The sequence below is a fragment of the Paenibacillus pabuli genome (genome assembly GCF_039831995.1).
Lineage (GTDB): Bacteria > Bacillota > Bacilli > Paenibacillales > Paenibacillaceae > Paenibacillus > Paenibacillus pabuli_C.
On sequence record NZ_JBDOIO010000003.1, the window covers coordinates 3846727 to 3873640 of the forward strand.

Annotated in this window: 25 protein-coding genes; 13 read left to right on the forward strand and 12 right to left on the reverse strand. The window is 47.8% G+C overall.

Annotated elements, in window-relative coordinates; translation table 11 throughout:
• Positions 1 to 22: 22 nt before the first annotated feature.
• The 5 genes from ABGV42_RS19260 to ABGV42_RS19280 all read right to left on the reverse strand — a co-directional run bounded on the left by ABGV42_RS19260 (position 23) and on the right by ABGV42_RS19280 (position 6472).
• Positions 23 to 1315, reverse strand: coding sequence for an ABC transporter substrate-binding protein (locus tag ABGV42_RS19260; RefSeq protein WP_347383074.1), 1293 nt, complete (start codon positions 1313 to 1315; stop codon positions 23 to 25).
• 129 nt (positions 1316 to 1444) lie between these two features.
• Positions 1445 to 2221: a response regulator transcription factor gene (locus ABGV42_RS19265; RefSeq protein WP_347383075.1), complete on the reverse strand. Its 777-nt coding sequence runs from the start codon at positions 2219 to 2221 to the stop codon at positions 1445 to 1447.
• Positions 2214 to 4046: a cache domain-containing sensor histidine kinase gene (locus tag ABGV42_RS19270; RefSeq protein ID WP_347383076.1), complete on the reverse strand. Its 1833-nt coding sequence runs from the start codon at positions 4044 to 4046 to the stop codon at positions 2214 to 2216. Before ABGV42_RS19270 ends, ABGV42_RS19265 begins: the two co-directional genes overlap by 8 nt.
• Positions 4047 to 4339: 293 nt before the next feature.
• The gene (locus ABGV42_RS19275) at positions 4340 to 4531 is read right to left on the reverse strand and encodes an aspartyl-phosphate phosphatase Spo0E family protein (RefSeq protein ID WP_095361627.1); all 192 of its coding nucleotides are present in this window, start codon (positions 4529 to 4531) and stop codon (positions 4340 to 4342) included.
• 549 nt (positions 4532 to 5080) lie between these two features.
• Positions 5081 to 6472, reverse strand: a complete 1392-nt coding sequence (locus ABGV42_RS19280) for a transcriptional regulator (RefSeq protein ID WP_347383077.1) — start codon at positions 6470 to 6472, stop codon at positions 5081 to 5083.
• Positions 6473 to 6737: 265 nt separating this feature from the next.
• Between ABGV42_RS19280 and ABGV42_RS19285 the strand changes: the two genes are divergently transcribed.
• Positions 6738 to 7862, forward strand: coding sequence for an LLM class flavin-dependent oxidoreductase (locus ABGV42_RS19285; protein ID WP_347383078.1), 1125 nt, complete (start codon positions 6738 to 6740; stop codon positions 7860 to 7862).
• A 91-nt stretch (positions 7863 to 7953) separates the two neighbouring features.
• On the opposite strand, the gene ABGV42_RS19290 is transcribed toward ABGV42_RS19285, so the two are convergent.
• The gene (locus ABGV42_RS19290) at positions 7954 to 8532 is read right to left on the reverse strand and encodes a TetR/AcrR family transcriptional regulator (RefSeq protein WP_347383079.1); all 579 of its coding nucleotides are present in this window, start codon (positions 8530 to 8532) and stop codon (positions 7954 to 7956) included.
• A gap of 258 nt (positions 8533 to 8790) precedes the next feature.
• Here ABGV42_RS19290 and ABGV42_RS19295 point away from each other — a divergent pair, with 258 nt between their 5' ends.
• Entirely contained in the window at positions 8791 to 9999 is a 1209-nt protein-coding gene (locus ABGV42_RS19295; RefSeq protein ID WP_347383080.1) for an MFS transporter, read from the forward strand.
• Between the two features lie 68 nt (positions 10000 to 10067).
• On the opposite strand, the gene ABGV42_RS19300 is transcribed toward ABGV42_RS19295, so the two are convergent.
• Positions 10068 to 11120, reverse strand: coding sequence for an alkene reductase (locus ABGV42_RS19300; RefSeq protein WP_347383081.1), 1053 nt, complete (start codon positions 11118 to 11120; stop codon positions 10068 to 10070).
• Between the two features lie 152 nt (positions 11121 to 11272).
• Here ABGV42_RS19300 and ABGV42_RS19305 point away from each other — a divergent pair, with 152 nt between their 5' ends.
• Both ABGV42_RS19305 and ABGV42_RS19310 read left to right on the forward strand, forming a co-directional pair.
• The gene (locus ABGV42_RS19305; RefSeq protein WP_347383082.1) at positions 11273 to 12136 is read left to right on the forward strand and encodes a LysR family transcriptional regulator; all 864 of its coding nucleotides are present in this window, start codon (positions 11273 to 11275) and stop codon (positions 12134 to 12136) included.
• Between the two features lie 83 nt (positions 12137 to 12219).
• Entirely contained in the window at positions 12220 to 13641 is a 1422-nt protein-coding gene (locus tag ABGV42_RS19310; protein WP_347383083.1) for an erythromycin esterase family protein, read from the forward strand.
• Positions 13642 to 13758: 117 nt separating this feature from the next.
• Here ABGV42_RS19310 and ABGV42_RS19315 read toward each other — a convergent pair whose 3' ends face one another.
• From ABGV42_RS19315 to ABGV42_RS19325, 3 genes are all read right to left on the reverse strand, one after another.
• Positions 13759 to 14865 (reverse strand): Glu/Leu/Phe/Val family dehydrogenase, encoded by a 1107-nt coding sequence (locus tag ABGV42_RS19315; RefSeq protein ID WP_347383084.1) that lies wholly within the window; start codon positions 14863 to 14865, stop codon positions 13759 to 13761.
• Between the two features lie 146 nt (positions 14866 to 15011).
• The gene (cdaS, locus tag ABGV42_RS19320; protein WP_347383085.1) at positions 15012 to 15638 is read right to left on the reverse strand and encodes a sporulation-specific diadenylate cyclase CdaS; all 627 of its coding nucleotides are present in this window, start codon (positions 15636 to 15638) and stop codon (positions 15012 to 15014) included.
• A gap of 188 nt (positions 15639 to 15826) precedes the next feature.
• Positions 15827 to 17350, reverse strand: a complete 1524-nt coding sequence (locus tag ABGV42_RS19325) for a DUF6359 domain-containing protein (protein WP_347383296.1) — start codon at positions 17348 to 17350, stop codon at positions 15827 to 15829.
• Positions 17351 to 17568: 218 nt separating this feature from the next.
• Here ABGV42_RS19325 and ABGV42_RS19330 point away from each other — a divergent pair, with 218 nt between their 5' ends.
• The 3 genes from ABGV42_RS19330 (at position 17569) to ABGV42_RS19340 (ending at position 18967) form a co-directional block, all read left to right on the forward strand.
• Positions 17569 to 17856, forward strand: a complete 288-nt coding sequence (locus tag ABGV42_RS19330; RefSeq protein ID WP_347383086.1) for a hypothetical protein — start codon at positions 17569 to 17571, stop codon at positions 17854 to 17856.
• Between the two features lie 154 nt (positions 17857 to 18010).
• A complete protein-coding gene (locus ABGV42_RS19335; RefSeq protein ID WP_347383087.1) occupies positions 18011 to 18166 on the forward strand; it encodes a hypothetical protein in 156 nt (51 codons plus the stop codon).
• A gap of 252 nt (positions 18167 to 18418) precedes the next feature.
• On the forward strand, positions 18419 to 18967 hold the full coding sequence (locus ABGV42_RS19340) for a GNAT family N-acetyltransferase (protein WP_347383088.1): 549 nt from the start codon (positions 18419 to 18421) through the stop codon (positions 18965 to 18967).
• Positions 18968 to 19047: 80 nt separating this feature from the next.
• Here the strand turns inward: ABGV42_RS19340 and ABGV42_RS19345 are convergent, their stop codons facing one another.
• The gene (locus ABGV42_RS19345; RefSeq protein WP_347383089.1) at positions 19048 to 19821 is read right to left on the reverse strand and encodes a Crp/Fnr family transcriptional regulator; all 774 of its coding nucleotides are present in this window, start codon (positions 19819 to 19821) and stop codon (positions 19048 to 19050) included.
• A gap of 375 nt (positions 19822 to 20196) precedes the next feature.
• On the opposite strand from ABGV42_RS19345, the gene ABGV42_RS19350 reads away from it, so the two are divergent.
• From ABGV42_RS19350 to ABGV42_RS19375, 6 genes are all read left to right on the forward strand, one after another.
• A complete protein-coding gene (locus ABGV42_RS19350) occupies positions 20197 to 20673 on the forward strand; it encodes a GAF domain-containing protein (protein WP_347383090.1) in 477 nt (158 codons plus the stop codon).
• A gap of 65 nt (positions 20674 to 20738) precedes the next feature.
• On the forward strand, positions 20739 to 21389 hold the full coding sequence (locus ABGV42_RS19355; RefSeq protein WP_347383091.1) for a response regulator transcription factor: 651 nt from the start codon (positions 20739 to 20741) through the stop codon (positions 21387 to 21389).
• Positions 21382 to 22491 carry a PAS domain-containing sensor histidine kinase gene (locus tag ABGV42_RS19360; protein WP_347383092.1) on the forward strand — a complete coding sequence of 370 codons (1110 nt, stop codon included), beginning with the start codon at positions 21382 to 21384 and terminating at the stop codon, positions 22489 to 22491. Before ABGV42_RS19355 ends, ABGV42_RS19360 begins: the two co-directional genes overlap by 8 nt.
• Before the next feature lie 265 nt (positions 22492 to 22756).
• Positions 22757 to 23251: an Lrp/AsnC family transcriptional regulator gene (locus tag ABGV42_RS19365; protein WP_239305290.1), complete on the forward strand. Its 495-nt coding sequence runs from the start codon at positions 22757 to 22759 to the stop codon at positions 23249 to 23251.
• 12 nt (positions 23252 to 23263) lie between these two features.
• Positions 23264 to 23851 carry a chromate transporter gene (locus ABGV42_RS19370; protein ID WP_347383093.1) on the forward strand — a complete coding sequence of 196 codons (588 nt, stop codon included), beginning with the start codon at positions 23264 to 23266 and terminating at the stop codon, positions 23849 to 23851.
• Between the two features lie 3 nt (positions 23852 to 23854).
• Positions 23855 to 24400 carry a chromate transporter gene (locus ABGV42_RS19375; protein ID WP_347383094.1) on the forward strand — a complete coding sequence of 182 codons (546 nt, stop codon included), beginning with the start codon at positions 23855 to 23857 and terminating at the stop codon, positions 24398 to 24400.
• 107 nt (positions 24401 to 24507) lie between these two features.
• Here the strand turns inward: ABGV42_RS19375 and ABGV42_RS19380 are convergent, their stop codons facing one another.
• Entirely contained in the window at positions 24508 to 26874 is a 2367-nt protein-coding gene (locus ABGV42_RS19380) for an Ig-like domain-containing protein (protein ID WP_347383095.1), read from the reverse strand.
• Positions 26875 to 26914 lie beyond the last annotated feature (40 nt).

The following is a 26914-nucleotide window of genomic DNA, read 5'->3' on the forward strand; positions in this document are numbered from 1 at the left end:
CCTGTAAATATGCCATTATTTATTATTCCAGCAGACCTTGAATCTCTCCCTGCATCTGCTTCAGATTATCCTGAGGTGTGGCTAAACGGGCGAACAATCGATCGAAACCCTGCAGCACTGCATTGTCGATATCCTGCCAGCGAATATGGCCCGGAATCAAGCGTGCTTTGGGCATTTCATCAATTACTGCCTGAACAATATGTTCCTTGCTTGGATTATTCGGCTGATTAATGAAAACATCCGAATTCAGTACAGAGGTACGCGGCGGGACAAAGTAAGTTGCCGTGGCCTGTATTCCCTGTTCACTAGCGAAAAACTTCAGCAGTTTCTTCGCTTCTTCGGGATGCTTGCTGTCATTGAACATGGCATATCCCGCCTGACCCAGCATGGGCACACTGCCCTGAGATCCTGCAGGCATCGGGGCGATACTCCATTCGAAGTCCGTAATCTCTCTTGCTTTGGACACATAGCTGTAGTTGTCGAAAAACATACCCACATTACCGGCATCGAAGCTGACCTGCTCACCCGCCTTCGGGTGGGACTCATCGGTAAACATCATCCGTTCAAGCAATTCCAAGGTTTGCACACCATAAGGATCATTCCAGGTGAACTGCTTCATGCTCTCATCGAAAGGACCGCTGCCATAAGACCAGGAATAGGAGGAAAGAACAGCCCAAGTCTTCCAATCACGAAAAAAGTTGGCACCGTAGATTCGGTTTGTCGCATCCTTGCTGGCAATCGTTTTTGCTGTCTCTTCAAATCGTTCCCACGTCCATTGCCCTTGAGCGGCGAGCGTGTTGGGATCTGTAAGGCCAGCCTTGTCGAAGAGCGATTTGTTGTAGAACATAACGACTGGAGGGGTAGAGAACGGCAAGCCAAGCAGTTGATCACCATCCCGAAACAGATCCAGCGTACTTGGAATATAGTCACCCAGCTTGAACTCTGCATCATCCTTGAATTCGGATACGTCTGCCAGAATGTGATTGGATTTGAATTGCGGAATCATCCGCTCGGAGACCCAGGCGATATCCGGTAGCGAGCCGCCGGCTGCAAGCACAGAGATTTTTTGCTGGTATTCCGCAAAGGGTACAGATTCCATTGTCACCTTGATGCCGGGATTTTCCTGTGTGAAGCTATCAATCAACTTGTTATATACGTCCATGTGCGCCTGATTCCCCCACATCATGAACTTCAGTTCAACCTCTTCTTCTCCTGCGGATGCATTCTCAGGATCACTGCCGGAATCGGAGCCTGCACAGCCAATTAATGCAACAATGATGAATACGAGCATAAACATCAGTCCTGCTTTCTTCATGGAAATCCCCCTTGTGGCTTAGTGATGTACATGTGCAACCCAAGTATAGCGAAGGAATCAATGGTTCATAAATCACGCCAGCTATAGAAATGGTACGGTTTTTCAAGGACTTAAGATGAAGGGCACCTGCTACAGCTGCTCATCCGTACTGAATCGGTTCCGATATTCCCCTGCCGTCCAACCCACCTGCTGTTTGAATACCAGCATGAAGTGTTTGGGACTCTGATGCCCAGATAATCTTGCTACATCATAGATTTTTAGTTGGGTGTTAACCAACAGCCACTTGGCTCGCTCCATGCGTGCCTCAGCGATGTATTCCGAATAGGTTGTCCCCGTTTCATTTTTGAAAAGCTGGCTTAGATAGGTTGGGTTCAGATGAACAAGTGCCGCTATGGTCTGCAGGCGCAGATCTCCATCAGGGTGGAGCCTGATATATTCCTTTACATCACGAATGATCTTTCGCGTATCTCCACTGTTACACTGTGCTTCCCCCGTTGTATCTAGCGTCTGACTGGACGAAACGCCGTACCTGCGGTCCAGCAGCAGCTGAACTTTCTGAATGGCTGTAATCCACTCTTGGAGTTCCACCGGCTTCAGCAGGTAATTCAGTACGCCATATTCCATCGCTCTGCGTGCATACTCAAACTCGCCATAGCCGCTAATGATGATCATCAGCAGTTCGGGGTACATTTCCCTAGCTTTGGATACCAGGGTCAGTCCATCCATTTCTCGCATGCGAATATCCGTAATCAGCACATCAGGCACATCACTTCTCAAAAAATCCAGAGCCTCAGTTCCTCCAGAAGCTTCACCCATAACGCGAAACTCGGGAGCTGTCTGAATAATCAGCTCCCGCAACCCGTCGAGGATGACCCTCTCATCTTCCACAAGCAAAACTTTATACATGCACGTCATCCCCTTTCTCCTGCAGCGGTATAGTAATCGTGGCAGCTAAACCCTGCCCGAGACTTCCGTCAACGCTTAGACTGGCGCCTTGACCATAAATAAGGTGAAGACGCTGTGCTATATTGGAGAGCCCTAAACTACCTTCCGCGTTACAACGCAGGAATTCACTTGAGGGAAGCTGGGAAAATGACTCGTTCCATTCGTTAATCTCTTCTTGGCATAGACCTTTACCATTATCTCGAACGGTAAGCAGCAACTCTTGATCAAACTTCAAGGCCGATATCCATATCATTCCCCCATCCTCCTGCCCTTCAATTCCATGGTATACTGCGTTCTCCACGAGCGGCTGCAAAATCAGCTTGGGAATCAAGCAGTCCATGACCCCTTCTTCAATTTCAAAAATCACCTGCAGCCTTCCGTCATAACGCACCTGTTGAATGCACACATACGATTGTACAAAAGCCAACTCCTCCTGAAGGAGTACGATCCGATCCACCTTATCAATGGTGTAACGCAGTAGCTTGCCCAGGGCCGTCACCATATGGGACACTTCTACATGTTTCCTGCGGATGGCCATCATATTAATGGACTCCAGCGTATTGTATATAAAATGAGGATGGATCTGACTTTGCAATGCTGACAGCTCTGCTTCCCGCTCTCGAATACCGAGTAGAAACACCTCGTTAAACAAGCGGTGAATCTCTTCCATCATTCGGTTAAACCCCCGGCCGATCTGACCGAATTCATCACTGCCGAAGCTTGCCACACGCTGGGTAAAGTCACCCTGCTCCACGCGAATCATATTTTGCTTCAGGCTGATTAACGGCCTCGTTACGCGATAGGATATAAGAGCCGCCAGAATGGCTACGCCCGCCATACACAAAACGGCGAACCCAAACGTGAACGTAAGCATTTCACCTGATTCCTTTTGAATGACAGAAATGGGTGTAAGACTAATGACCGATAGCCCGGAATAATTCGAGTGGTGCCTTACATAGAGATAAGGGCTCCCGTCCAGTACCACCTTTTGATTTCCTGCATAGTCTTGAAGCTGCTCATGCTGTAACAGTTGATTGTATGCGGATCGTCCACCAAGTGAAGTTCGCTCGAACACAAGGCGCTGCTTGCTGTCCACAATCATGAGACTCGCATTTTCCTCGAAATCCAGATTGGATAGCAGCTGGCGGAAGGCGTCCAGCCGAATATCAATCAGAATATATCCCAGCCGTTTGAGAGTGCCTGGATCACGGATCTCTCGGGCAACAGAGATATAGGCTTGTTCATTCTTGTCGGTGTAATAGCTTGGATTATGCGGGGGGAGTAATCGCCACTCTCCCTCCGATCCGCCGAGCTCTGCAAACCAATTATCCCGCCTACTGTCCCATACCGGATTCACCGCCAATGAATCCAGGTTGGAGAAAAGGATGCCACTGTTCGAGATCAGGTGGATGCCGCGAATCTCCGGGCGATCGTAGGCTTGACCCGAAGTATAGAGCTTCATCTTCAAGTAATCGTCGGACCTTGCCCAACTGGCTGTCCCCATTGGGGCATTGTATTTTCCCAGAATACCCAGCACCGTCTGATCATAGAGCGGCAGGAGCGATATACGCTCGAAATCCTTCAGCAGCCGATTCAGATTGGTGTTGATCTGCCGGATCATTTCAATAGTGAACTGCTCGGTTTTGCGATCAATCGTCTGTGAAAAATGGTAATAGTTAACCAATCCCTGCAAACTCAGGGGAAGCAAAGTGAGAACCAAAAACAACACCAGCAGCTTGGTACGCAGGTTCATGTTTCTTTTTGAACAACCTAAGACTTTGTCCATTCAATGGATCCCTCCCACTCCTGTCATTCAAGAATCACCTTCGAAAGTTACTGGATTTAGTTGGCGTTTATCATAGCGAGTTTCAATGATGGTTGGCTATCCTGCCAACATTGGGATTGGTATGGAATTTCAAGATAAAACCATCCTCACCTCAAAAGAAAACAAAAAAAGCCGACTGTATCGCTCTACAGTCGACTATTTCTATGAACGAATCCATTCAATAAGACGAGAAGTCTTTTCCAGTGGATGGTATAGCCCTACGTCGTTTTCTTCAAACTAAAAAACCGACTGCATTATGCAATCGGCTGTCTGTTCATATATTGTTGTTTTCTATATTTGAATCGGTTATATTCGTTGATCAATTCGTCCAGTACCATCGATTGTTGAAGGACTTTGTAGTCTTGCATGCCATGATGCTCCGCCAAACGACTTAATTCTTGCCTGTTCCGTTCAATCTGGTCTACAACTTGACTTGGTCCTTTCATAGCATGCACCCCCTTCTTTATAGACCATTTTAGGATAGTTTGCCAAAAAATTCATATTTTTTTCCTTTGCAAATCGAAAAGTTTGTTTGCAGAGGTATTCATTCAATATCAAGCATTTTATGAAAGTTCTTTACGCACTCAAATTCCACAAGATGTGGAAAGGATCACTTTCTTTCAACCCACATATCGTGTTGAGATGGACGACCATCTGGAAGATCAAAGTAAACATGTGCACCATTATAACGCTGTGTGTCAATATTTCGTTTATGCCCTTAGTTCAGACGAGTTTAATATCCGCCCTCTTGCTCAATTATCCACAGACCTTACTTTCTTGTAAATCCATGTCAGTATAACGATTCAATTTTATTGAAATCAATAATCGGAGGTTAGATACATACATACAAGCGCCCTGTTCCCAAATCCGGAAAAGAGCGCTTGTTAACAATAAGATATTTATTCATTTCCTAGTATCCGCCTACACCGTGGTTAAAAATAGTACTATTGGTTTGATTCACACCACTTATCACACCAGAATAAAAGAAGAAGGAACTAAAGAGCATTAACACTAACATTGCTTTTTTTACCATAGCGATAATAAACCTCCTTGATGAGATTCTTATAGTTTTGTTTCACTGACTCGGACGCTTGCATACTGTATTCTTCATATAAACCTACACAATAAATTATTGTAGAATCATCTTTAATTTTGTGTGCAGATGCTAAACAAGTTAACAGATGATTAAACCCTTCTGTATACCTACCCTTAGATAATTGATAAAAAGTCAATTCAGCCCAAAATTTGGTGTACCTATCATCTTTTATTTGATTATTATAGCTTGGCATATAATTGTGATCTTCAAGTAACAACAAATGAATATATGCATCAAATCTTCCTAATGCATGATCTACATCCAAATTGTATAAATTAGCAGCTTCCATAATCTTAACCAATCCAAGAAGCGTTTCATTTTCATTCTTCTCAATGAAGTCTAGATACGAATTGAGAGCTTCGTAATCGCCCATCATCAATTTGTATAGATAATTATTAACTTCAGCCCAGCCCTTGAATCGTTCAATGAATACAAGATCCTCGGGGGCAGGTTCTTCGATAGAAAGATTTGAGTAAAGGGAAGTGTACTGAAGAGCCTTTTCATAATCCTGACGCTCTCCCCATACTGTGGCCATCAATAAATATGCATATGCTCTATAAGTGAAAAACGGATGTTTAAACGTTCGCTTGTAACCTATTTCCTTATTCTTATATCGTTCCAGAAATTCAACACGTTGTTCCAGTTCCCCAGCTAGCTGATAAACTTTATCCCAATAGCGTAATCCACTATATGTATTCGCCAGATCCTTGATCGCATCCAGCTGTCGCTCTTCGTCCAATCGGTTAATATATGGCTCGAAGTGAACAGCGGCTCGAAGATTCTCATGCTGGTCCTGGCCAAGAGACAAGGTGAAGATACGATAATGGCATAGTGCCAGACGTTCGGAGTGCTGGTACTTCTCACACTCGGCGACACATTCGTACAGCATTCGCGCAGCCTTCTTCTGACCACGTTCAAGCATATACTCGGCCAGCTCGAACAATTCGGACACATAGGAGCGGTCATCCGTCACTTGCTGAATTACCCTCTGTATGCAGTCCAGCTTGTCCAACTCAGCGCAGCGTTGCAGGAACGGCTCCAGCCTTCTCCAGTGCGGTGCGGATTCCACAAAACATTCAGCACCATATATTTCGTAGAAGTGGCCCTCTTCCAGCTTCATCCCCTGGGTAATGAGGTCCAATTGAGCCATGGCGATCGGCCGTGTACCTTTGATAATTGCACTTAACGTCCCGGCGTTAACCCCCGATATATCAGCAAAGTATTGAAGGGTATACCCCTGTTTCCTGATGTAATCCTCAATATTTGAGCGTATCGTAGTTGTAGGTTCCATGTCTCCCACCTCCACAATGAAAATCCAGAAATTTGAATTTCTATGATAAGTACAATTTTAATCCTAAATTTTACAGCGGTCAATAAAAATCGTGGCAATTTCCTGCACATTTAGACATTTATATTGAATATATTTCGTCTTATAGAAAAAATCCATTAGAAGAATCGAAAAGGACATGTTACAGTAAGTTTAATTCATAATATCCTACTATTTCCATAGGATTAAACAACACAGACTGCCCAATCCAGTTCAAGGAGAAGTTCAGATGAAATTTGCCTTGTTTAGCCTCATGATGAACCTGCCTAATGCGGTCACTGGCGAAACTCTCACGACACAGCAGAAGTTCCACAACATTCTGGAGCAAGCCAAACTGGCCGAGCGTTTGGGCTTCGATGCTTACGGGATTGGCGAGCGGCACGGTGCACCTTTTCTGTCCTCTTCACCGCCGGTCGTATTGACTGCGATTGCTGCAGCTACTTCACGGATCCGGTTACTAACCACAGTCACGGTTCTTAGCGTACTGGATCCGGTGCGGGTTGCCGAGGATTATGCAACGCTGGATCAGATATCTGGCGGACGGCTGGAGATGATTATCGGGAAAGGCAATGACCCTCGGCACTATCCGCTGTTTGGCATTCGCGAAGAGGAACAGTGGGCTTCCCTTGGTGAACGCTATGAGCTGCTGAAACGCCTGTGGTCGGAGGGAAATGTAACCTGGCAGGGAACGTATCGCCCTCCTCTTCATGAGGTTACCACTTGGCCGAGACCACTCCAGCAATCCATTCCAATCTGGCATGGCAGTGCGTCGAGCACCCTCTCCACTGAGCTGGCAGCGAAATATGGTGAGCCACTCTTCACCTCGAATTCTTTTCACCCACAGGCAAAATACAAAGCATTGATTGACCACTATCGGGAACGTCTCGATTATTATGGTCATGATGCAAGCCGCGCGGTAATTGGTTCCGGAGCAGGCAGCCTGTATCTGGCAGATACTCGTGAGGAAGCGATTCGTCGCTATACGCCTTACTATAACGCTTTTCACGCTACGGCAGCCGCACAGCATAACCAGTCACCCTTCGTTGATCTGGAAGATAACATTGCACGTGGACCCGTGCTTATTGGTAGTCCAGAACAGGTCATTGAGAAAATCATGGATTACCATGCCGCGTTCGGACATCAGGTCCTGAGCATTAGTGTGGATGGACTTAGTCACAACGAGCAGCTGGAGCAGTTGGAGCGCTTTGCCCAGGACGTAGCACCTGTATTGCAACGAGAATTGCCGAGTGTGGTATGGAACGATCCCCCGGTTTTAGACCAGCAATCTGCTTCCTCTGCCTCTGACACTTCTACTTCATGGCCCTCAGCCATCTCTCCCCTGTTTCAGGTATGACACAGCCTCGCCAGTTACGCCTTCATACAGGGTGATTCGTGAGAATCGCCCTGTTCCTCTTTGTTCGACACGTTCAGTGAATTCTTTCCATTTAATTAGACTTGATCCCTGCAAACAGCGAATCCAATAGTCGCTGTACAAAGTCATGATCCATTGGTTCCCCCGTCACTAACATGCGATAGAACACCGGCCCATAGATGAGGTCGATACACAAACCGATATCCAGGTCACTCTTTAATTCGCCCCGAGTTACACCCTTTTCAATAATCCCCCAAGCTTCACGCCGGCGAGGCTGAATGTATCTGGTCCGGTATTCAACCGCAAGACCCGGATCTGACTGTCCTTCTCCAATAATCTCTGTAATGGCCTTGCCGTCCAGGCTAGTCAGAAATTGCATCATATTGCTCGCATGAATACGCACATCCTCAAATACGGATCCTGTATCCGGGACGGGCAATCTTGCTGTCATAGCCGACATGTATCCATCCATAATGACAGCCCCCTTATTGGGCCACCATTTGTATATTGTTGCTTTGCTCACTTGCGCTCGCTCAGCTATCTTTTCAACCGTAATCGCTGCAAAGCCATGTTCAAGCAATAACTCATAGGCAGCTGCCAGAATGGCATTTTGGGTTTCCATGTTGCGGGGACGTCCTCGTTTGGCTGTCATTTGAACCCCTCCTTGTTTCTAATCATTACATCACTGTCCCTTTCTCTTAAAAACGATACGTTCATTATACTAAATAGCCTACAACATAAACAATTTTGTCCATCTGCAATGCTTATGATTTCAAAAAAGATATCGATGCCTATTTACAATACTAAACGTTTAGTTTATTATATGTTTGTAATTAGTGAACGAACTGTTTAGAAATTAATGATTCAAGCTGTATTAATCATACTGAATACTATGTGGAGGATGATAATCATGAACACGAAACACGATGTGAAGGCAAAACAGATTCCAAAATGGCTGGTTTTCCTTTTGGCTGCGGCGTGCGGACTTATTGTCGCTAATCTGTACTATGCACAGACTGTAATCGGGCCGATTAGCGCTACGACAGGATTGTCATCTGCTGCGGCAGGATTAATCGTAACGTTAACCCAAATTGGTTATGTCATCGGATTGCTGTTTATCGTACCGCTTAGTGACATTATGGAGAATCGGCGGCTCGTAACTTCCTTTCTGGTATTACTAGTCATTGCCTTGACCGCAGCGGCTTTCTCCACTCATGCTTTACTATTTCTTACGGCCTCATTGGTGATCGGTGTAGGTTCCGTCGTTGCGCAGATTCTCGTGCCCTACGCGACTTACCTCACTTCAGAAGAGCAACGCGGGCAGGTGGTAGGCAATGTCATGAGCGGGCTTCTTCTTGGCATCATGCTGGCTCGTCCAGTGGCAAGCTTCATTACGGATGCTTTCGGCTGGCAGGCAGTCTTCATTTTCTCCGCTATTGTCATTGCACTGCTCGCGCTGCTGCTATCACGTGCTCTTCCTGTACGTCAGCCTCAGCCTGCAATGAAATATGGTCAGCTCATTGCTTCACTGGGAACGCTGTTGAAAACTCTGCCCATGCTGCGCCGCCGGGCACTGTATCAAGCCAGCTTGTTTGGCGCCTTTAGTCTCTTCTGGACCACCGTACCCTTGCGGCTGGCTAATGACTTTGGCATGACCCAGCAGGGCATTGCCTGGTTTGCACTGGCCGGTGTAGGTGGAGCCATTGCCGCGCCTATCGCAGGCAGATGGGCAGACAAAGGCCTGACCCGGATATTGACCGGTCTCGCCATGGTGATTGCCGTTCTATCCTTGGGCCTTGCGTACATGTTCCAAGGGCACTCTATCGCTTCTCTTGTGCTGCTGGTCATTGTCGCCATAACTCTCGATATGGCAGTCTCGGGCAATCTCGTTCTGGGACAGCGCATCATCTACTCCCTCGCAGGTGAAGCAAGAGGACGGGTGAACGGAATTTTTATGTCGATCTTCTTCATTGGAGGTGCCGTTGGTTCCTCTATTGGAAGCTGGTCTTACGCATCAGGAGGCTGGAGTCTGACGACACTGATCGGCCTGATCATGCCGCTGCTGGCGCTCGGCTACTATTTCACTGAAAAGAAAGCCAGCGTTGTCAGCAACTCATAACTGCAACACTCAAGCGACAAGAAGAGCAGCCTAATCCCCAGGATTAGTGCTGCCCTTTCACTACTTTTTCATATCAGAGTAGGTAAATGCTTGTTCCCATCATACTCCACCAGCGGCTCACCTGCATGCAATCTGTGGACCAGATCGGAATTGGCAATAAAGGGTCGGCCAAACGCAGCGAGATGAATGATTCCCTCATTCAGGGCTTCCTCTGCCGTTTGAGCATCCAGATTCCCCACCCCAATAATCGTATGCTCCCACTGTTGCCTGATCATTTCATGAAAGGTCCTCTCCCCTGCCCAAGCTGTTGTAAAGCGGTCGGTTGAAGGATGCAGAATCGTAATGCCCGTCTCACGGAACAGGTTAAGATAAGCATCAATCATGGCCACCTTGTCTCTCCAAGCATAGGATGGATCATCATCTTTTTTCTCGGAAAATCGGATTGAAATGCGATCCACGCTGATTTCTTTTTTTACCGCCAGAATGATCTCTTTCAAAAAACGTAATCTCCCCTGGATCCCGCCTCCATATTCGTCTGTTCGATGATTCGTCTTCTCGTTGATAAACTGATCCATCAGATATCCATGCGCTGCATGTAGCTCAATCCCGTCAAATCCGGCCAGCACCGCATTGCGGGCAGCTTTCTGAAAATGCTGGATCGTATCCTGAATATCCTGTATGCACATCGCTTCGGGAACCTGATATGGCTTGTGCAATTTATGCACCTTGCCCACGGCCTGAATGCTTGAAGGTGCCTGCGGCGTTCCTCCGATGAGATCGGAGTGGGACAATCTGCCGACATGCCACAGCTGCGCTATGATGGTACCTCCATGTCTATGGACGACTTCCGTAACCTTTTTCCATGAAACGGTCTGGTCTTCCGTATACAGTCCAGGTATGCCATAGGTTCCTTTACCCGCCAGGTTGGGGTTAACTCCCTCCGTAATGATCAATCCCACACCATCCCGGGCACGCTGCTCATAGTATGCCACCATCTCTTCTGTTACTGTACCATCCTCATCATTCGCAAACCCTCTCGTTAACGGAGCCATCACAATTCGGTTTCTAAGGTTCCATTGGTTGATCGTAACCGGGTTGAGTAATTTTATAAGATTGTTCATGCTATCCCTTCTCTCATCGTAATTAAGGATATTGTAGAACGGCTCAGGCATATCGTAAAATGATTAGAATATATGGAAGTATCTCTCTGAGAGATATCACAAGGACTTCAATTTGGCTTTTCGGAGAAATCCCGCAATCAGGAGGAATACGTATGGAGTTATCAGATATCGATATCATTCTCGCAGTCGGACGGTCAGGCAAAATCTCGCAAGCCGCCAAAGAATTAAACTATGCCCAGTCCAATGTCACCACCCGCATCAAAAAGCTGGAGCAGGAATACCAGGTGCAGCTTTTCAATCGGTTCCCCAAGGGTGTGGTTCCCACTGCCAAAGGAGAGCAGTTTATTGCATATGCCGCTCGGATTCGTAACCTGCTGCATGATCTGGAACAGGATATGATGGATCCCGGAGAGCCTTCCGGCACACTGAAAATCGGGATTGTGGAGACGGCTGCATCAAGCCGTTTCATGGAGATACTGAACGAATATCAGGTCACGTATCCGAAGGTTTCCATCTCACTGGTGAACGCCACTTCGCCCAAAGTGCTGCGTCACAAAATACAGGCGTATGAGATTGATGGTGCGTTCATCAGTGGTGCTTGTGTCAAAGAAGGGTTGAAAGTGGAATACGAAATGCAGGATACAGTACACATTATTTCTAAACGTATGGAAACCCCCGCAGAGAGCCTATGCCAGGTCTCATGGGTGGTTTTCCCTCAGGGCTGTCCCTATCGTGAAATTACGGAAATGTTTTTGGAGGAAGAAGGGTTGTCTGCCCGCAATATGATTGAGGTCAGTACCATGGAGAACCTGCTCAGCTGTGTGGAGTCCGGGATTGCTTATACGATTATGCCTTGCAGTGTGATTCACAAGAAGCCGGAAGTGTACTCGGTACACGATCTGGCCGAACAGTTCACCCACACTACAACCACCTTTGTTCGCGGGGAGGATCGGTATGTCAGCAGTGCTTTGGATCAATTCGTGAAGCTGCTAAATCAGAAATGCATTACATTTTAGTTCCACGTTATACTTTCGTTAGAATTAGCCACTATCCTTGGGTTATGGATTTCAACACATCATTCATACGGAGGATAATCACCATGAACCTGAAACGTCGTCTTATTCAAAAAACAGCCGTACTCGGCATGGCCATCGCCATGATCGCTGGCTCCGCTTCGGCAGCAGCCTCACCTATTGCCAAGGAGCAATGGGTGCAGGACCATGCCCATGAAATTACATCCCTGACCTCGGACAACTATAGTGACCTCGCCTTTCTGAAGCCGCTGCTTCAGGACAAGAAAGTCGTCAGCCTAGGGGAGAATTTTCACCGGGTTGCCGAATACAGTGCAATCAAAACGCGCATGATCAAATTTTTGCATGAAGAACTCGGCTATGACGTCATTGCCTTCGAATCCGGCATGGGGGATGCAGCGGTTGCCTATGAACAAGGAGCGGACCTGACGCCTGCTCAGATGATGGAGCTCTCCATTTTCCCGATCTGGCACTCGCAGGAAACGCTCGGCCTCTATGAATATATACAGGAGCAGAGCAAGACGGATCACCCGCTGATTCTGGCGGGATATGATATGCAGTTTACAACCGGGTACTTAACACAATTTATCAGTGACTGGATTGGCAACCTGGATCCCGATAGAGGTAAGCAGTTCTATGCTTTCGAGATGCAGGGCATCACGGATTTGTATGCTGTCCTTAACAAATATGGTATCGACAGCGACAACAATCCCGAATTCAAGGCGGCCATCCATCAAGTGAAGGATGCCTATGTCCCGCAGTACGAGGAATTGGTTCAATGGATTACCGAGCACAAGCAGGAGCTTGTGAAGTCATTCCCGGACAACTCGAAACTGGCTGACATGATGATCCGCGTGCTGAATGACCGGAGCAAATTTATCGAGATGGCGGCCTACGATACCCGGGAAAGTTACGAGTTCCGCGACCGTGCGATGGCTGATAATCTGGAGTGGTTGATGGACGTAATGTATCCAGGCAAAAAATTCATCCTTTGGGCACACAATGACCATCTCGCCAAGAGCACATCGACCATTCTCAATCCCCCAATCGGAGAAAGAGATGGGAACTCAGGCTTGTGGCAATCCAGCTTCAAAAGTATGGGCGAAATGTTGCATGAGAAGCTGCAGGATGACATGTATGTGATCGGGCTCTATATGAACGAAGGACAGGCGAGCGAGATTTCCACAGGCCAAACCTTTGACATCTCTCCCATGCCTCGGGGCAGTCTCGAATATACCTTAATGAAATCCGGTTACCGGAATACATACATCGATCTCTCCGAAGTCAAAGACGCTACAAGTGCTGCAGCCTGGTTGTTCCGCCCGGTCTTTGCTGCTGAGGATGGCATGGTGGATGAAGTCATTCATCCCATGTCGATGAACTTCATTCCGGCAGAACAATACGACGGCATTCTGTTAATTGACAAAGTCAAAGCACCGACGACCACCTATAAAGGCGGATTCAAGGACCAAATGCAGCAGCAAAAGTAAAGCCTAAAGCTGTAACCAATATCAAAGAGGCAGGCATCCGTTTTGGGATACCTGCCTGTTTCGGTTCCTTTTAAGCCCATTCAGCTTCCTTGAATCTCATGGATATCCTTTTTGGACTTACCCGCGCAATCTCCGGGCACTCAGTGCGTGATGACCTTGTTGGAGGAAAGTGCTGCGTGTATTCTTCATCAGCTCAATTCGGCGTTCAGCCAAACGGTCTGCGGCAATATACGTTGCGATGCCTTCCGTACGGGAGGTTTCGAAGATTTTCTCCAAACTGGTGTAGATCTCACCGATCTTGCTCCACGCGCGTTCCGAGTTATAACCATTTAATTCGTCCGCGATGTTGATGACTCCCCCGGCATTAATGACATAATCCGGAGCATAAACGATACCTCTTTCATGCAAAATGTCTCCATGACGTGTCTCCAGCAGCTGGTTGTTGGCGCAGCCTGCGACCACTTTGGCTTTAAGCGTTTTAAGCGTATCGTCATTAATCGTTCCGCCAAGAGCACAAGGTGCATAGATGTCACAGTCGACGCCCGTAATATCCGCCGGATCGACAGCCGCTGCACCGAAGCGGTCCACTGCCTGCTTCACGGAATCCTTGTGAAGATCCGTCACAATCAACCGGGCACCTTCCTCGTACAAATAGTTGCACAGACTCATGGCCACATTGCCGATACCTTGGACGGCAACGGTTTTGCCTTCCAACAGATCCGTGCCGAAGGCTTCTTTGGCTGCTGCCTTCATACCCTGGTATACTCCCCAAGCCGTTGCAGGAGATGGATTCCCGGATGATCCGTAGCTTGGCGATATGCCTGTTACATAGTCGGTTTCCTGATAGATCAGGTTCATGTCCTCTTCCGAGGTACCCACGTCTTCTGCGGTTACATAGCGCCCATTCAGGCCCTGGATGTATCTGCCGAAAGCACGGAACATGGCTTCGTTCTTGTCACGGCGCGGATCACCGATAATGACGGCTTTACCGCCGCCAAGATTCAAACCGGATACGGCATTCTTATATGTCATTCCCCGCGAAAGGCGCAGTGCATCTTGGATGGCCGCCTCTTCCGAAGCGTACGTCCACATCCGCGTACCGCCCAGTGCAGGGCCAAGTGTTGTATCGTGAATGGCGATGATCGCCTTTAACCCAGAAGCTTTGTCCTGACACAGGATCAATTCTTCATAATCATGCTGCTCCATTACTTCAAACCAACTCATGTTTAACCGTCTCCTCCAACCATTTTTGCGAGTAGTTCGCAAGGCTTCTGTATCTTTGCCATCCTCTATTGTACCTAGATAAGCTGAGAATGTGCAAAATCACATCACTATGTAAGACGAAAATGGGAACATGAGGTCTTCCTCCGTTAATGAATGGTCTCAACGACATTAATGGGATGCAAATCCCCATCCACAGCAAAAGAAGCCTGTCCCGTTTCCTCGGAAACAACCAGCACAACCGCATCTGTCAGTTCACTTAGCCCCAGTGCGGCACGGTGGCGCGTTCCCATTTTACGTTCTCCTGCTGCGGCCTGGGATAGTGGCAGGACATTGCCTGCGGAGACGATCTGGTTGCCGCGGATCAGAACGGCCCCGTCATGCAGCGGTGCACCGGGAATAAACAGGGATTCAAGCAGTGCATGGGTCACTCGCGCATCCACAGCAACACCCGAATGAATAATAGGTTCCAGTGGCACCTCCCGTTCAATGACGATGAGGGCACCATACCTGCGATCGGACAGATGCTGCACGCTTGCCGTTAGTTCAGCGAATTTCTCGGTGAAGGGAGACAGATAACAATCCAGATAAAAGGAAGAGGCAAGCACCTCAATCTGCTTGATCTCGGTTCGAATTTCAGCGAATTGTCCGAGCAGACAGACACTGTCATTGTCAAAACGGGATAACGTCAGATTCATCCGATCCGCTACACGATGCAAATCTTCCTTCAGCCTCTGTCTCATGGACGAACTGTCACAGTCTGCTTGCCGGTTCATTATTTGCCGCCTCTCCTTCTGGTATGGATGCCAACATAGTTAACCTATACGTTACCCGTGGCACTATGTATTTATACAAATTGTACCTTGCCTTGCACTGTCCCCTTGCATACGAAAAACCTGTTTGCAACGGTAGCGTTACAAACAGGCTTCCTCCATACATTTATGCTACTCGCAAAGGTTGCACATTATGGGGTAACTGCCCCATAAGAACCTTTCTTGTATGTCGTTGGATCATACCATTTGTATCCTGCAGACGGTGCAGACCATGGCTCAAGCTGCGGTTCCGTGGATGCAGCCGGGGCTTCCATGGCAAGCAGGCTGGTTGGTGTGTCCAATGTCAGGCCTGATACCTGTGACAGGCTCGTATAGCTTTCTTTTACCGCGAGCCATTTTACGGTGTTGACCAGGAACGTGGCATCGTCCACTTCTTTGAATCCATCGTAGGTTTTCTTGGAGGCTCCCGTCTCCTCACGCAAATATTTTGGAGTCGCATCTTCTACCGGCGAGGAATCGCCGATAAACGCAGCCTTTCCTGCGCCTACCTTGGCAATGGCTGCATACGCACCTTCAGCACGTCCGCCGCCATTGTACACGCCCTGATCAACTGCGTTGCCCCATTTGGACACACCGCTTGGCACGTATACCAATCCCTTGGCTTTGTTTGGATCGATAATAGCGACGGTAGATCCTGCATGCATCGCCACGGAATTCACGCCGCTTGTAATGCCGAATGACTGTGCTGGAGCCACGATATCTGTGGCATTTACATCTCCAAGAGCATTGTAGCGAAAACGAATACCGAAGTTGCTTGCCAGCCAGTCGGAGCTAATAACCCCCTGCATGGCTGGAGATTCAGCTTCTGCCGAAGACATGCCTTTAGCTGGGTTCAGGAACGCTCCACGGCGGTATCCGTTGAATACTTCGGAGGAGTCCCAGCGGTTTTTGTTTCGGTCTGCGTTATAGTGATCGGAGATGAAGAAGACACTGCCGCCGCTCTGTACGTATTGCAGCAGCGCTGCCTGCTCTGTCGCTTTGAACGGCACGTTGGCTTCGCCAATGACGAAGACATCATAATCTTTCAATGTATTATAGGTGATCGCCTGCTCACCGAACGTATACGGGATGCTGCGTTCCAGCTGATCCACGGCAAAGCCTGCGTTTCTCAGCCCGTTCGCAAAGTCCGAAAATGCACCATCAATGATCCAGTCTGCAGCTCCGGCTGTTTGGGCATGGGTATTATCGAACAATACTTTTTTGCCTGTGCCATCTGGCAGTGTTGTCCCTGGGCCCGGTTCAGGGTCAGGATTGGTTGTTCCGGAAGAGAGTGTGATTGAAGTTGGGTTCTTGAGTCCTGCATAGCTGTTGTATGCACCAAGTGTTCCGGTTACGATGACCTTTTTGCCTACAAGACCCGGGTTGGAAGCGAGTCCATATTGCGAGCGGAATGACGAGGAAACTTGCACGTCCAACAATTTCGCGTTGGCCTTCTCTGATGGAGAATCCGCAATCAGGAAGTTAAAATCATTGGCGTAAGGAGATGTAAACTTGGCTGTAAGTGAACCGGTGGCATGTCCAACAATATAACCTTCGACAGTCGCTGTCCCTCCACCACTCTGGGCAGCAATAGCCTGGGATACGGTTAGTGGTGCTGCTGCAGCCTGTACCGGTCCCTGTGACCCCGGGCCAAGCAATGCCGTTGCCATCATCATGAAAACCAGGAATGCTCCGATCCAGTGCTGCCATAACGCCTTCTTCATGTTCTCCTTCTCCTCCTCAGATTTACCTTTTAATGGGTTGTCCCCTTTAATTTAATCCTTCACATGATGAATTCCTCTTTGTTTATGTAAAATTTTTGAAAAAAGTTTGGTCTTTTGAAGGCCTGCCCATACTGTTTACCAAAAGCATGATAAAGGAGAACACCTTTTCTATGAGAATCCTATTTTTGCTGCTTCTAATCATTGTCCCGCTGGTGATGGTATTTCTGGCTCTTCGTTCCCGGATGGTCGAAAAGGTATTTCATGCCCTGGCTCTCCTGTGTTTCTATAGTGCTGCCACGGTCATTGCCGGAGATGTGTATGCCATAAATGCACATATGACTACATTTACGACTGAAATTCACCATTTTCTGTTGAATGGCTGGTTCCTCTATCCGTCGGCTTATTTGGGCGTATACATTCCGTATCTGTTATGGATGGGCCTTTTCCGAAAAAAATAATGGTTAATCTGTGACTCAGCATTGATTTTTTTCTGCATTCATAGCATAATAAATGTAGACGTGATAATGATTATCATTCTTGAGGTTGTCTCTTATTTTTAATTGAACTTTACATGAATTATCGATCATATAGCTAAAGGGGTACGAACATCAAATGAATACTACTCTGCAAAAGGCTTCACTGCAGCTTGACGATTATCTGGATCTTCTGAACCTGGCCATCACCTTGGGTGATACGAAGTGGCAAAAGGAAATCATCCGTAAACTGGCTTATACTTATCCAGCAGTTCCATGCAAACAACCACAATAACATTCACATATTGAGCATTCTGCATAAATTCAATAAGCTACTTCCACCCGGAGGATTAAATCGGAAAGATTCTACGATTCGTCTGCATTTTGTACGGGGAGCGATTTGAATCGAATGATGCAAAAATGCTGATTTTGAATAACTCATGAGCGGATTCATATCTGAATCTGCTCATGAGTTATTTTTTTGTTTCAATGGTGGACTTGATACAGGTAGAATGAACTTAATCATATCCTAAGGGGAGTGAATAGCATGTTAGCGGAGACAGAACGACTGATTTTACGAGAGATTGGCTTAGACGACTGGGATAGTATACATACATACACCATATCACCTGAAGTCACCAGGTATACGGCTTGGGGACCCAACACGGAAGAAGATACAACTGCGTACATCGAACAGGTTTTGCAATCGCAGCAGGAACAACCCAGATCCCAATTCGACCTGGCTGTCTGCCTGAAAACAGATGGAACATTGGTTGGCAGCGTTGGCATATACACAGAAGGCACCAATGCAGAGATGGGCTATGTGATGAATCCACAGTATCAGGGGAGAGGCTATGCAGCCGAGGCTAGTCAGGCGCTGCTTGGTTTGGGCTTCAACTCTCTCGGTGTACATCGGATCTACGCCAAATGTCGGCCGAACAACAAAGCATCGGAGAGAGTCATGCAGAAGATCGGCATGGAATACGAAGGCATGATGCGGGAGCACTGGTTTTACAAAGGAGAATTTCACGATTCATTGGTCTACTCGATCCTGGCGAAGGAATTTGCCCAACTCAAAAAAGCGGATATCGGTTAATACCGACATCCGCTTTTTTATCTCCGTAACGACCCCAATCGCCAGTGAAGATTGATCTGTAATCCATGACTGTGGTGAGACTAGAGCCGACACAACTCTACCGGGCAGCTCGGAAATGTAGGACAACCACACATGCAGCGCAAGGCCGCCAGATCGCGAATCATCAGTTTGCCATCCAGTGTGTCCAGCGTACCCTGTTCCTTCCAGGCTCCCAGCATCCGTGTGACGCTCTCCCGAGTTGCTCCAATCATCTCCGCAAGCTCCGTATGGTTCAGCTTCATCTCAAGTACTATTCCTTCAGGAGTGATTTTGCCATACGAGTTGCTGGCACGGATTAATGTCGAAGCCAAAGCCCCAGCCTTGCCATAGAGCAGCAGATCCCGGAAACGCGATTGGGTAATCCGCTGTGAAAGTGCCATCCATTGCAGGAATTTCAGGGCAAGGTCCCCATGTTTGCTAAGCACGCTTTCCAGATCACTGAGCGAGATGATCGCGAGTTCGCCTTTCTCCGTCATCTCTGCACTATAGCTGTGATTCTGGCCGCCAATGCCGCCAAATTCCCCGATCAGATCCCCTTTTTGCTGAAACGACAAAATGATTTCCTTGCCATCCTCCGTCGATTTGGTCATTTTCACGCGTCCCGAACGAATGTAGTACAGATATCCGGCTTCATCGCCTTCCAGAAAGAGACTATACCCCGACTTCACCCGTTTGGGCTGCATTTTAACCTCGATCCAGGCCCACTGCTCAGCTGTTACGAAAGAAAGTATTCCACCTGTCTCTCGTGTCATCCTGCTTCCCTCCGTCTCACGTTCTGTCGCTTGGGTTGTTCTTTCTGTAAATACCGTACCCATCACTTTCGTCCCCCTCGTGTTTCCTTATGAATCTATCTTATCGCGAAACCGGCCTGAACGTTATCGGGGGATTACCTGAACCTGGCTGAGAAATTCCCTGAATTTGCTGTGAGAAAAGTCACATCCTATGAAGGCATACGCATGTTGTCATAGGCTAGACATCTTGCTGCTTAAGGATTGAGGGCAGCACGTTAACCAAGATCAGTAAATTGCAGAACCGAAATCGGGGAATTCCCTGAATTACAACGCAGGCGAATGGGACTACAATAGAACTATCGTATAACTCATATTTCAGGACACCTTGGTCAAAGGTTAAACATATCCATGTCACCAAGTTTAATTTAATGGTGTAATTCCAAAAAGGAAGTGTCTCTCATGCACGATGAACTGCCATCCGGCATTCAGGAGATGATCAATAATCTGCGCCTGAACACCTCCACCGATTTTGGCGGACTGGCCTGTCTCTCCGGGTCCATGCTGCGCTGGAAGTACACCTCCGGCGCAACCAATGATCGCGTAACACGGATGGCAATGCGTCCTGGACAAGATCTTGTGGGCACAGCGCTTCGGACGGGCCGCACGTGCCTGTCAGATGCAAGGTCCACAAAAGCCAGTACGCCCGGCCGTTGTCCGCTGATGATCGCTGAGCGGCTCTTATGTGCCATAGCGGTGCCTGTGTTCCTGGAGAGCAGCGTCCCTGGTGCCGTGCTGCTTGTTGGCAGCAGGCAGCCATGCACGTTCTCACCGGACACGGTCAGGGAAGCAGAGCTGGCGGCCCGAGCCGTTGCAGCCAGCCATGCACGGATAAGCCACCCCGGTGTAAGCCATGAAGAAAAGCTATTCAGAGATTAAACCTCTGGGTGGCTTTTTTTGGTATCATGAAGACAGAACCAAGAAGCGGACAGGGGGAAAATATAGTGATTCAACTATTGGTTGTGGACGATCATGTCGTTGTGCGTTCCGGGCTGATTGCCCTACTGGACGGCAAGAATGATATCCGGATCGTGGGGGATGCAGCAGATGGCGACGAAGCCATTGCCAAGGCACAGGAATTGAAACCGGATGTCGTATTGATGGATTTCAGCATGCCGCCAGGAAAGGACGGGCTAACCGCTACCGCAGAATTGAAAAAATTGATGCCTGACGTGGCCATTTTGATTTTGACCATGCATGACGATGAAGAGTATCTGTTCCGTGCAATCCATGCCGGAGCTTCAGGGTATATTCTCAAAAGCGCCCCGCATGAGGAGCTGCTGGCAGCTATCCGCTCCGTAGCGGATGGCAGTGCCTATCTGTACCCCAGTGCCACCAAACGGCTGATGAGTGAATACCTGGACAAATCCAAACAGGAAAATGTCGGGCCATACGACACCCTCTCCGAGCGGGAGAAAGAAATCTTGTCCTGGATTGCCAAGGGTTACGCCAACAAGGAAATTGCCGAGCACCTGGTTATCAGTGTCAAAACGGTCGAATCCCACAAAAGCAACCTGATGGAAAAGCTGGGGCTGCGGACCCGACCTGAACTCGTCAAGTTTGCCATGAAAAAGGGGTTGCTGAACTTTGAGTAGCGCACGTGAAAACAGACTTAGCGGGCTTGCCGAGCAGCCTGTACTGCAGCTCCTGGATGAGCTGGACAACCATATCACCGATGACGAATTCCGCAGCAGGCTGAAAGGCTCTCTGCATCAGCTGAGTGATCTGAAGTTTGCACTGGATGAATCCTCTATCGTTGCCCTCACAGATCGTAAAGGGAAAATCCAGTACGTGAACGATAAATTCTGTGAGATTTCACAATACGAACGACAGGAATTGATCGGTCAGGATCATCGGATCATCAATTCGGGATACCACGGCAAAACGTTTATGAAAAACCTGTGGGAAACCATCTCCTCAGGACGAGTATGGAACGGAGAGATTCGTAACCGGGCGAAGGATGGCAGCCACTATTGGGTGAATACAACGATTGTGCCTTTTCTCGACAATGACGGAGAACCATATCAATACTTGGCTGTACGCAGCGAAGTGACGAAGCTGAAACAGGTCGAAGCCGAATTGCAGACGATGATGACCCAGGTCATGAATATCCAGGAAGAGGAACGCCGCCGAATCTCCCGTGAGCTGCATGACGGAATCGGACAGAGTCTCTTCTCGCTTGTTATTCAGATGGATCAGCTGCTAGCCGATAAGCCTCATTCCGGCGTGGAATCGCTGCGTAAGCAAGTTACGGGTATTATGGAAGAAGTCCGGGGCATGGCCTGGGAACTCAGACCTTCCGTGCTGGATGATCTGGGCGTCGTTCCGGCCATCCGGACTTACATTGAGAACTATACCCGTCATTACGGCATTGAAGTCGATCTGGAATGCAACCTGCGCAGACGGCTGGAGATGAACCGGGAGATCGCCATGTACCGGATTATCCAGGAGGCACTTACCAATGTCGCCAAGTACGCTGATGTAGCCGAAGCACAGGTAACGGTGGAAGATTCGCAGGAAGGCACGGTTGTAACCATCGCGGATCAAGGTGCCGGATTCAATGTACAAACTGCAGGTCATGGCGTCGGACTGTTCAGTATGGAAGAACGTGCTCGTGGTGCAGGAGGAACGCTGACGTTATCATCCGAACCGGGTGAAGGTACAAGCATTACGCTTCACCTTCCAAGAGGTATATAGAACGGAACGAATATGGTTTGTATGCACAATCCACAGCTGAAAGAAGAGAGCTGCTCGCGGATTTATTCCAAGAGCGGCCTCTTTGCGTTCAGATTTTGGTGCAAATGACAAAATGAAAGTCTAAAATCAGATAAATTCAATATGATGGATAAATATATTGACTCGAATTACGATTCGTCATTAAACTATGAATGCTGCATGCAAAATGCATTTTTGAAGGTTTACATTTTATATTCCATATATAGAACGAAAAGGATGATCAATGATGTCAGAAAAACGCTCCTCTAAAGGAGGAGAAATCCCGCAAATGTACAATCTGGACGCGATCGATCGGAAAATTATAGCTGCCCTGCACCAGAACAGCCGTATATCCTATACGGATCTGGGTGCACAGATTGGACTGTCACGTGTAGCTGTTCAGGCTCGCATCAATGCGTTATCCGAAAAAGGAATCATTGAACGATTCACGGTTGTCATCAATCCGGGTAAGGTTGGGCTTCAGGTCTCCGCCTTTTTTAATGTGGATGTGGAGCCGCCCTTCCTTGATGAAGTCGCTGAGAAACTGGACGAGGAACCAGCGGTAACCAGCCTCTATCATATGACGGGTCCAAGCACACTGCACATGCACGGCATTTTTGCCGACATGGAAGAGATGGAGCAGTTTCTGCTGGAGAAGCTCTATAAGATGCCTGGCATTGTGAAGGTCGAATCACAGTTGTTGTTAAAACGATATAAAAGCCGAATGGGCATGAGACTGTAGGAGGAAAACAGCATGAGTTGGAAAGATTACACCGGTCTCGTTACAGGTATGGTGCGAACCGGAATATTGGGTTATGGCGGCGGTCCTTCGGTTATTCCGTTGATCCGTTATGAAGCCGTCACCCGCTACAAATGGGTCAGTGATGAGGAATTTGGCGAAATTTTGGCCATTGCCAATGCCCTGCCTGGCCCGATTGCAACCAAAATGGCCGCCTACCTCGGTTACAAAACCAAAGGTGTGCTTGGTGCCATCGTGTCCGTGCTGGCACACATTTTGCCCACGAGTATTGCCATCATCGCCCTGCTTGGCTCCATGTACGCACTCCGTGAGTCGAAGATCGTAGCAGGCATGGTAGCGGCTGTGCGTCCCGTGATCTTTGTGATGCTGGGAATGATGGCTTATGAATTCGCCAAAAAAGCATGGTCCGGACTCGGCAAAACCTTTGCCGCCCTGTTTGGCGTCATTGCGTTTGTGCTGTTACAGCTGCTGAATATTCATCCCGGCATTGTCATTGCAGTCTTTCTTGGTTATGGGGTATTCCATCTGGATCTGGTTCAGCGCTACAGGTCCAAGCGCAGCTCGGACAAGGAGGTGTCCTAACCGATGCTTCAGACATGGTGGGAATTGTTTTGGGGATTTTTCGTAGCAAATATTTTGGGGTACGGGGGCGGTCCTGCCTCCATCCCGCTCATGCAGGAAGAAGTGGTCAACCATTATCAGTGGATGACGACGGAGCAATTCGGTGATGTGCTCGCCATCGGGAATGCACTGCCTGGTCCAATTGCCACCAAGATTGCCGCATTTGTCGGTTATCAGGTGGCCGGTTGGTTCGGAGCGTTTATCGCCAGTTTTGCCACGATTGTACCTTCGGCCACCGCGCTGATCCTGCTGCTCCGTTTGCTCAACAAGTATCGTACATCACCCAAAGTCAAAGGGATGACGCTGCTTGTGCAGCCGGTCATTGCGGTGCTTATGATCCTGCTCACGTGGGAATTCGGCCAAGTATCCACCGATTCCATTGGGATCTGGCAGACGTTGATCATTGCGGGAATCTCTTTATGGGTCATGACCAAGACCAAACTGCATCCGGCTATTTTAATTGTTATTGCTTTTGCTTATGGTGCCTTGGTTCTGTCTCATACGATGTAATCAGCTGATCAGAAATATCTTATTGTGTTCATACCAAAAAACGGTGATACCAGCATCTGAGCTGGCATCACCGTTTTTGAGTTTATATCTCACCTTTAAGGCAAGTCTTATTTCGCTTCAACAACGACGGTTACTTTTGTTTTCACACCAGCATAACTAACCGTAATGGTCGCTTTACCTTTACCGTTAGCCTGGATGATGCCATCCTTCACCGATGCTGTTGCAATACGGGAGGACTTCCAGAGTGCCGGTTTGGAGACATTCGCTTCACTGCCATCCGTATACGTTGCAGTTGCTACCACGGTAACCTTATCCCCTGGTTTCATGGTCAGGGTTACCTTATCCGTTTGCAGATATTTCAGTGTATCTACTTCGATAGCCACAGTTACGGACTTGCTGCCGTATTTTGCTGTTACTTTCGCTTTACCTGAACCAATGGCTTTTACTTTACCTTTGGTTACCTGAGCTACTTTGTAGCTGTTGGTTTTCCATTCAGCTTTGTCTGTTACATCGCGTTCGCTACCGTCGTTAAAATACGCCACAACGGTAATATCAGCTGTCTCGCCAGATTTCAGGGATACGGCTGGTTCTGATGCTTCAATGCGGACAATAACGTCCACTTCGATCGCGATCGTAACCTTTTGGGAACCATATTCTGCAGTGATGTTTACTTTACCGCTCCCATTTGCCGTAACCAAACCTTTTTTAACATCTGCTACACGAGCATTGCTCGTTTTCCAGGTTGCTTCTGAGGTTACATCCAGTGTATTACCATCTTCATCTGTACCGGTTAGAGTAATTTGCTGCGTTTCTTTGGAAGCCAGTGCAATAAAGTTTACATCTGCTTCAAGCCCGCTTGCCATACCAACCTCAACAGACATGGTCAGTGTTTTTCCATCCACTTTAGCTGTAATGGTTGCCTTGCCGACAGCCATACCCTTTACTTCGCCATCCTTGGACACTTCGGCAACCTTATCACTGCTGCTGCTCCATTCTACATCTTCAGTAACAGCTTTGGATGTGTTGCCATATACAGCAAGAACCTCTGCAGTAAAGCTATCACCCACACCGATGGATTTTTTCTTGTTTTGCATTTCGTATTTGTCCGGCACATCTACACTTACAGTGATTTTGACCGTTTTGCCGCCATAAGCCACTGTAATGGTTGCCTGTCCCGATTTGTAAGCAGTAAGTTTTCCTTCAGATACATAAACGATATCTTCATCGCTTGAGGTCCACGTTGCTTTGGATGTTACGTTTTCCGTACTTCCATCCACATACTCAGCGTTGACCGTAAGTTCTTTTTCCTTTGTTCCAGTCAAACTCATAGCCAGTTTATCTTCAACGTCAACAACGTCCAGATAACGAGCGGTGTCAACATCTACAGTAATTTCAACGGTTTTACCACTGTAGCTAGCTTTAACTGTAGTTGTACCTTGGCCAATGGCTGTAATTTGCCCTTTATATACAGTAGCAACCTTCTCATTGCTTGAAGTCCATACTGCTGTATTGGTTACATCCGAATCTGAACTATCCGGGTAGATCGCCGTCAGTGTCAGTTGCTTGGAACGATCCGTATTGCTTAACTTGAAGAATAATTTTTGCTCGTCGATCTTCAGATTGCTTGTCCGGTCCACATCTACATCAATCGAAACGGTTTTAGTACCGTATTTAGCTGTGATTACAGCTGAACCCGCAGCATAACCTGTGATGGTGCCCTTAAGTACATCAGCGATTTTCTCATCACTAGAGCTCCAATCTGCAAGAGAAGTTACATCTCTGGTCGTTCCATCGGGATAAGTTGCCGTCAAAACAACCTTGTCACTCTTGTTCAACAACAGGTTCACTTGCTTTTTGTCTGTATCGATTCGTTTCACGACTTCGACGTTGACTTCAACAGTAACAGACTGTTTCCCCACCTTACCTGTAATTAAGGCAGTACCCGCGCTCTGTCCGGTAACCTTACCGTTAACTACTGTCGCTACCTGTTCGTCATCAGAAGACCATTCTGCGATATCGGACACCGATTCAGAAGTGTTGTCACTGTAAGTTGCTGTCAATGTGATCTGATCGGATTCGCCTGTACGAATATCAATCGTTTGCTTGTCTTTCGTCAATGCCTTAACCTTCTTGGTTACATTCACCTGAATGGATTGGGGCTTATTTTCATAGGAGACGATGACAGTTGCCTGTCCCTCACCTTTGGCTGTAATTGTTCCGTTATATACCGTAGCCACTGCAGTGTCATCACTGCTCCAGCTTGCATTCACTGTAATATTGCTTGTCGAAGCATCCGTGTAGACTCCTGTCGCTGTTACAGAACTGGATTCTCCTACTTCAAGTGCCACTTCATTTTTGGAAACCACTATTTTGGACAGTTCCTTATCTGCCGCAGCGGCCAAGCCTACGTTGGAAATACTCAGCACGAGCACCAGCATCATCACCATGTACTTGGTCAATCTTGGCTTTAACATCATTTCCCCCCGATTATCATCATTTTTTTCCTTAAATTTA

Bases quoted from the DNA above. Each gene is read 5' to 3' on its own strand.
- cdaS (WP_347383085.1), bottom strand. From the start codon at position 15,638: ATGAACCGGCAAGCAGACTGTGACAGTTCGTCCATGAGACAGAGGCTG.
- ABGV42_RS19315 (WP_347383084.1), bottom strand. From the start codon at position 14,865: ATGAGTTGGTTTGAAGTAATGGAGCAGCATGATTATGAAGAATTGATC.
- ABGV42_RS19345 (WP_347383089.1), bottom strand. From the start codon at position 19,821: ATGGGTACGGTATTTACAGAAAGAACAACCCAAGCGACAGAACGTGAG.
- ABGV42_RS19285 (WP_347383078.1), top strand. From the start codon at position 6,738: ATGAAATTTGCCTTGTTTAGCCTCATGATGAACCTGCCTAATGCGGTC.
- ABGV42_RS19340 (WP_347383088.1), top strand. From the start codon at position 18,419: ATGTTAGCGGAGACAGAACGACTGATTTTACGAGAGATTGGCTTAGAC.
- ABGV42_RS19305 (WP_347383082.1), top strand. From the start codon at position 11,273: ATGGAGTTATCAGATATCGATATCATTCTCGCAGTCGGACGGTCAGGC.
- ABGV42_RS19370 (WP_347383093.1), top strand. From the start codon at position 23,264: ATGAGTTGGAAAGATTACACCGGTCTCGTTACAGGTATGGTGCGAACC.
- ABGV42_RS19265 (WP_347383075.1), bottom strand. From the start codon at position 2,221: ATGTATAAAGTTTTGCTTGTGGAAGATGAGAGGGTCATCCTCGACGGG.
- ABGV42_RS19260 (WP_347383074.1), bottom strand. From the start codon at position 1,315: ATGAAGAAAGCAGGACTGATGTTTATGCTCGTATTCATCATTGTTGCA.
- ABGV42_RS19290 (WP_347383079.1), bottom strand. From the start codon at position 8,532: ATGACAGCCAAACGAGGACGTCCCCGCAACATGGAAACCCAAAATGCC.
- ABGV42_RS19350 (WP_347383090.1), top strand. From the start codon at position 20,197: ATGCACGATGAACTGCCATCCGGCATTCAGGAGATGATCAATAATCTG.
- ABGV42_RS19380 (WP_347383095.1), bottom strand. From the start codon at position 26,874: ATGTTAAAGCCAAGATTGACCAAGTACATGGTGATGATGCTGGTGCTC.
- ABGV42_RS19295 (WP_347383080.1), top strand. From the start codon at position 8,791: ATGAACACGAAACACGATGTGAAGGCAAAACAGATTCCAAAATGGCTG.
- ABGV42_RS19280 (WP_347383077.1), bottom strand. From the start codon at position 6,472: ATGGAACCTACAACTACGATACGCTCAAATATTGAGGATTACATCAGG.
- ABGV42_RS19375 (WP_347383094.1), top strand. From the start codon at position 23,855: ATGCTTCAGACATGGTGGGAATTGTTTTGGGGATTTTTCGTAGCAAAT.
- ABGV42_RS19275 (WP_095361627.1), bottom strand. From the start codon at position 4,531: ATGAAAGGACCAAGTCAAGTTGTAGACCAGATTGAACGGAACAGGCAA.
- ABGV42_RS19330 (WP_347383086.1), top strand. From the start codon at position 17,569: ATGAGAATCCTATTTTTGCTGCTTCTAATCATTGTCCCGCTGGTGATG.
- ABGV42_RS19310 (WP_347383083.1), top strand. From the start codon at position 12,220: ATGAACCTGAAACGTCGTCTTATTCAAAAAACAGCCGTACTCGGCATG.
- ABGV42_RS19325 (WP_347383296.1), bottom strand. From the start codon at position 17,350: ATGATGATGGCAACGGCATTGCTTGGCCCGGGGTCACAGGGACCGGTA.
- ABGV42_RS19365 (WP_239305290.1), top strand. From the start codon at position 22,757: ATGTCAGAAAAACGCTCCTCTAAAGGAGGAGAAATCCCGCAAATGTAC.
- ABGV42_RS19300 (WP_347383081.1), bottom strand. From the start codon at position 11,120: ATGAACAATCTTATAAAATTACTCAACCCGGTTACGATCAACCAATGG.
- ABGV42_RS19335 (WP_347383087.1), top strand. From the start codon at position 18,011: ATGAATACTACTCTGCAAAAGGCTTCACTGCAGCTTGACGATTATCTG.
- ABGV42_RS19270 (WP_347383076.1), bottom strand. From the start codon at position 4,046: ATGGACAAAGTCTTAGGTTGTTCAAAAAGAAACATGAACCTGCGTACC.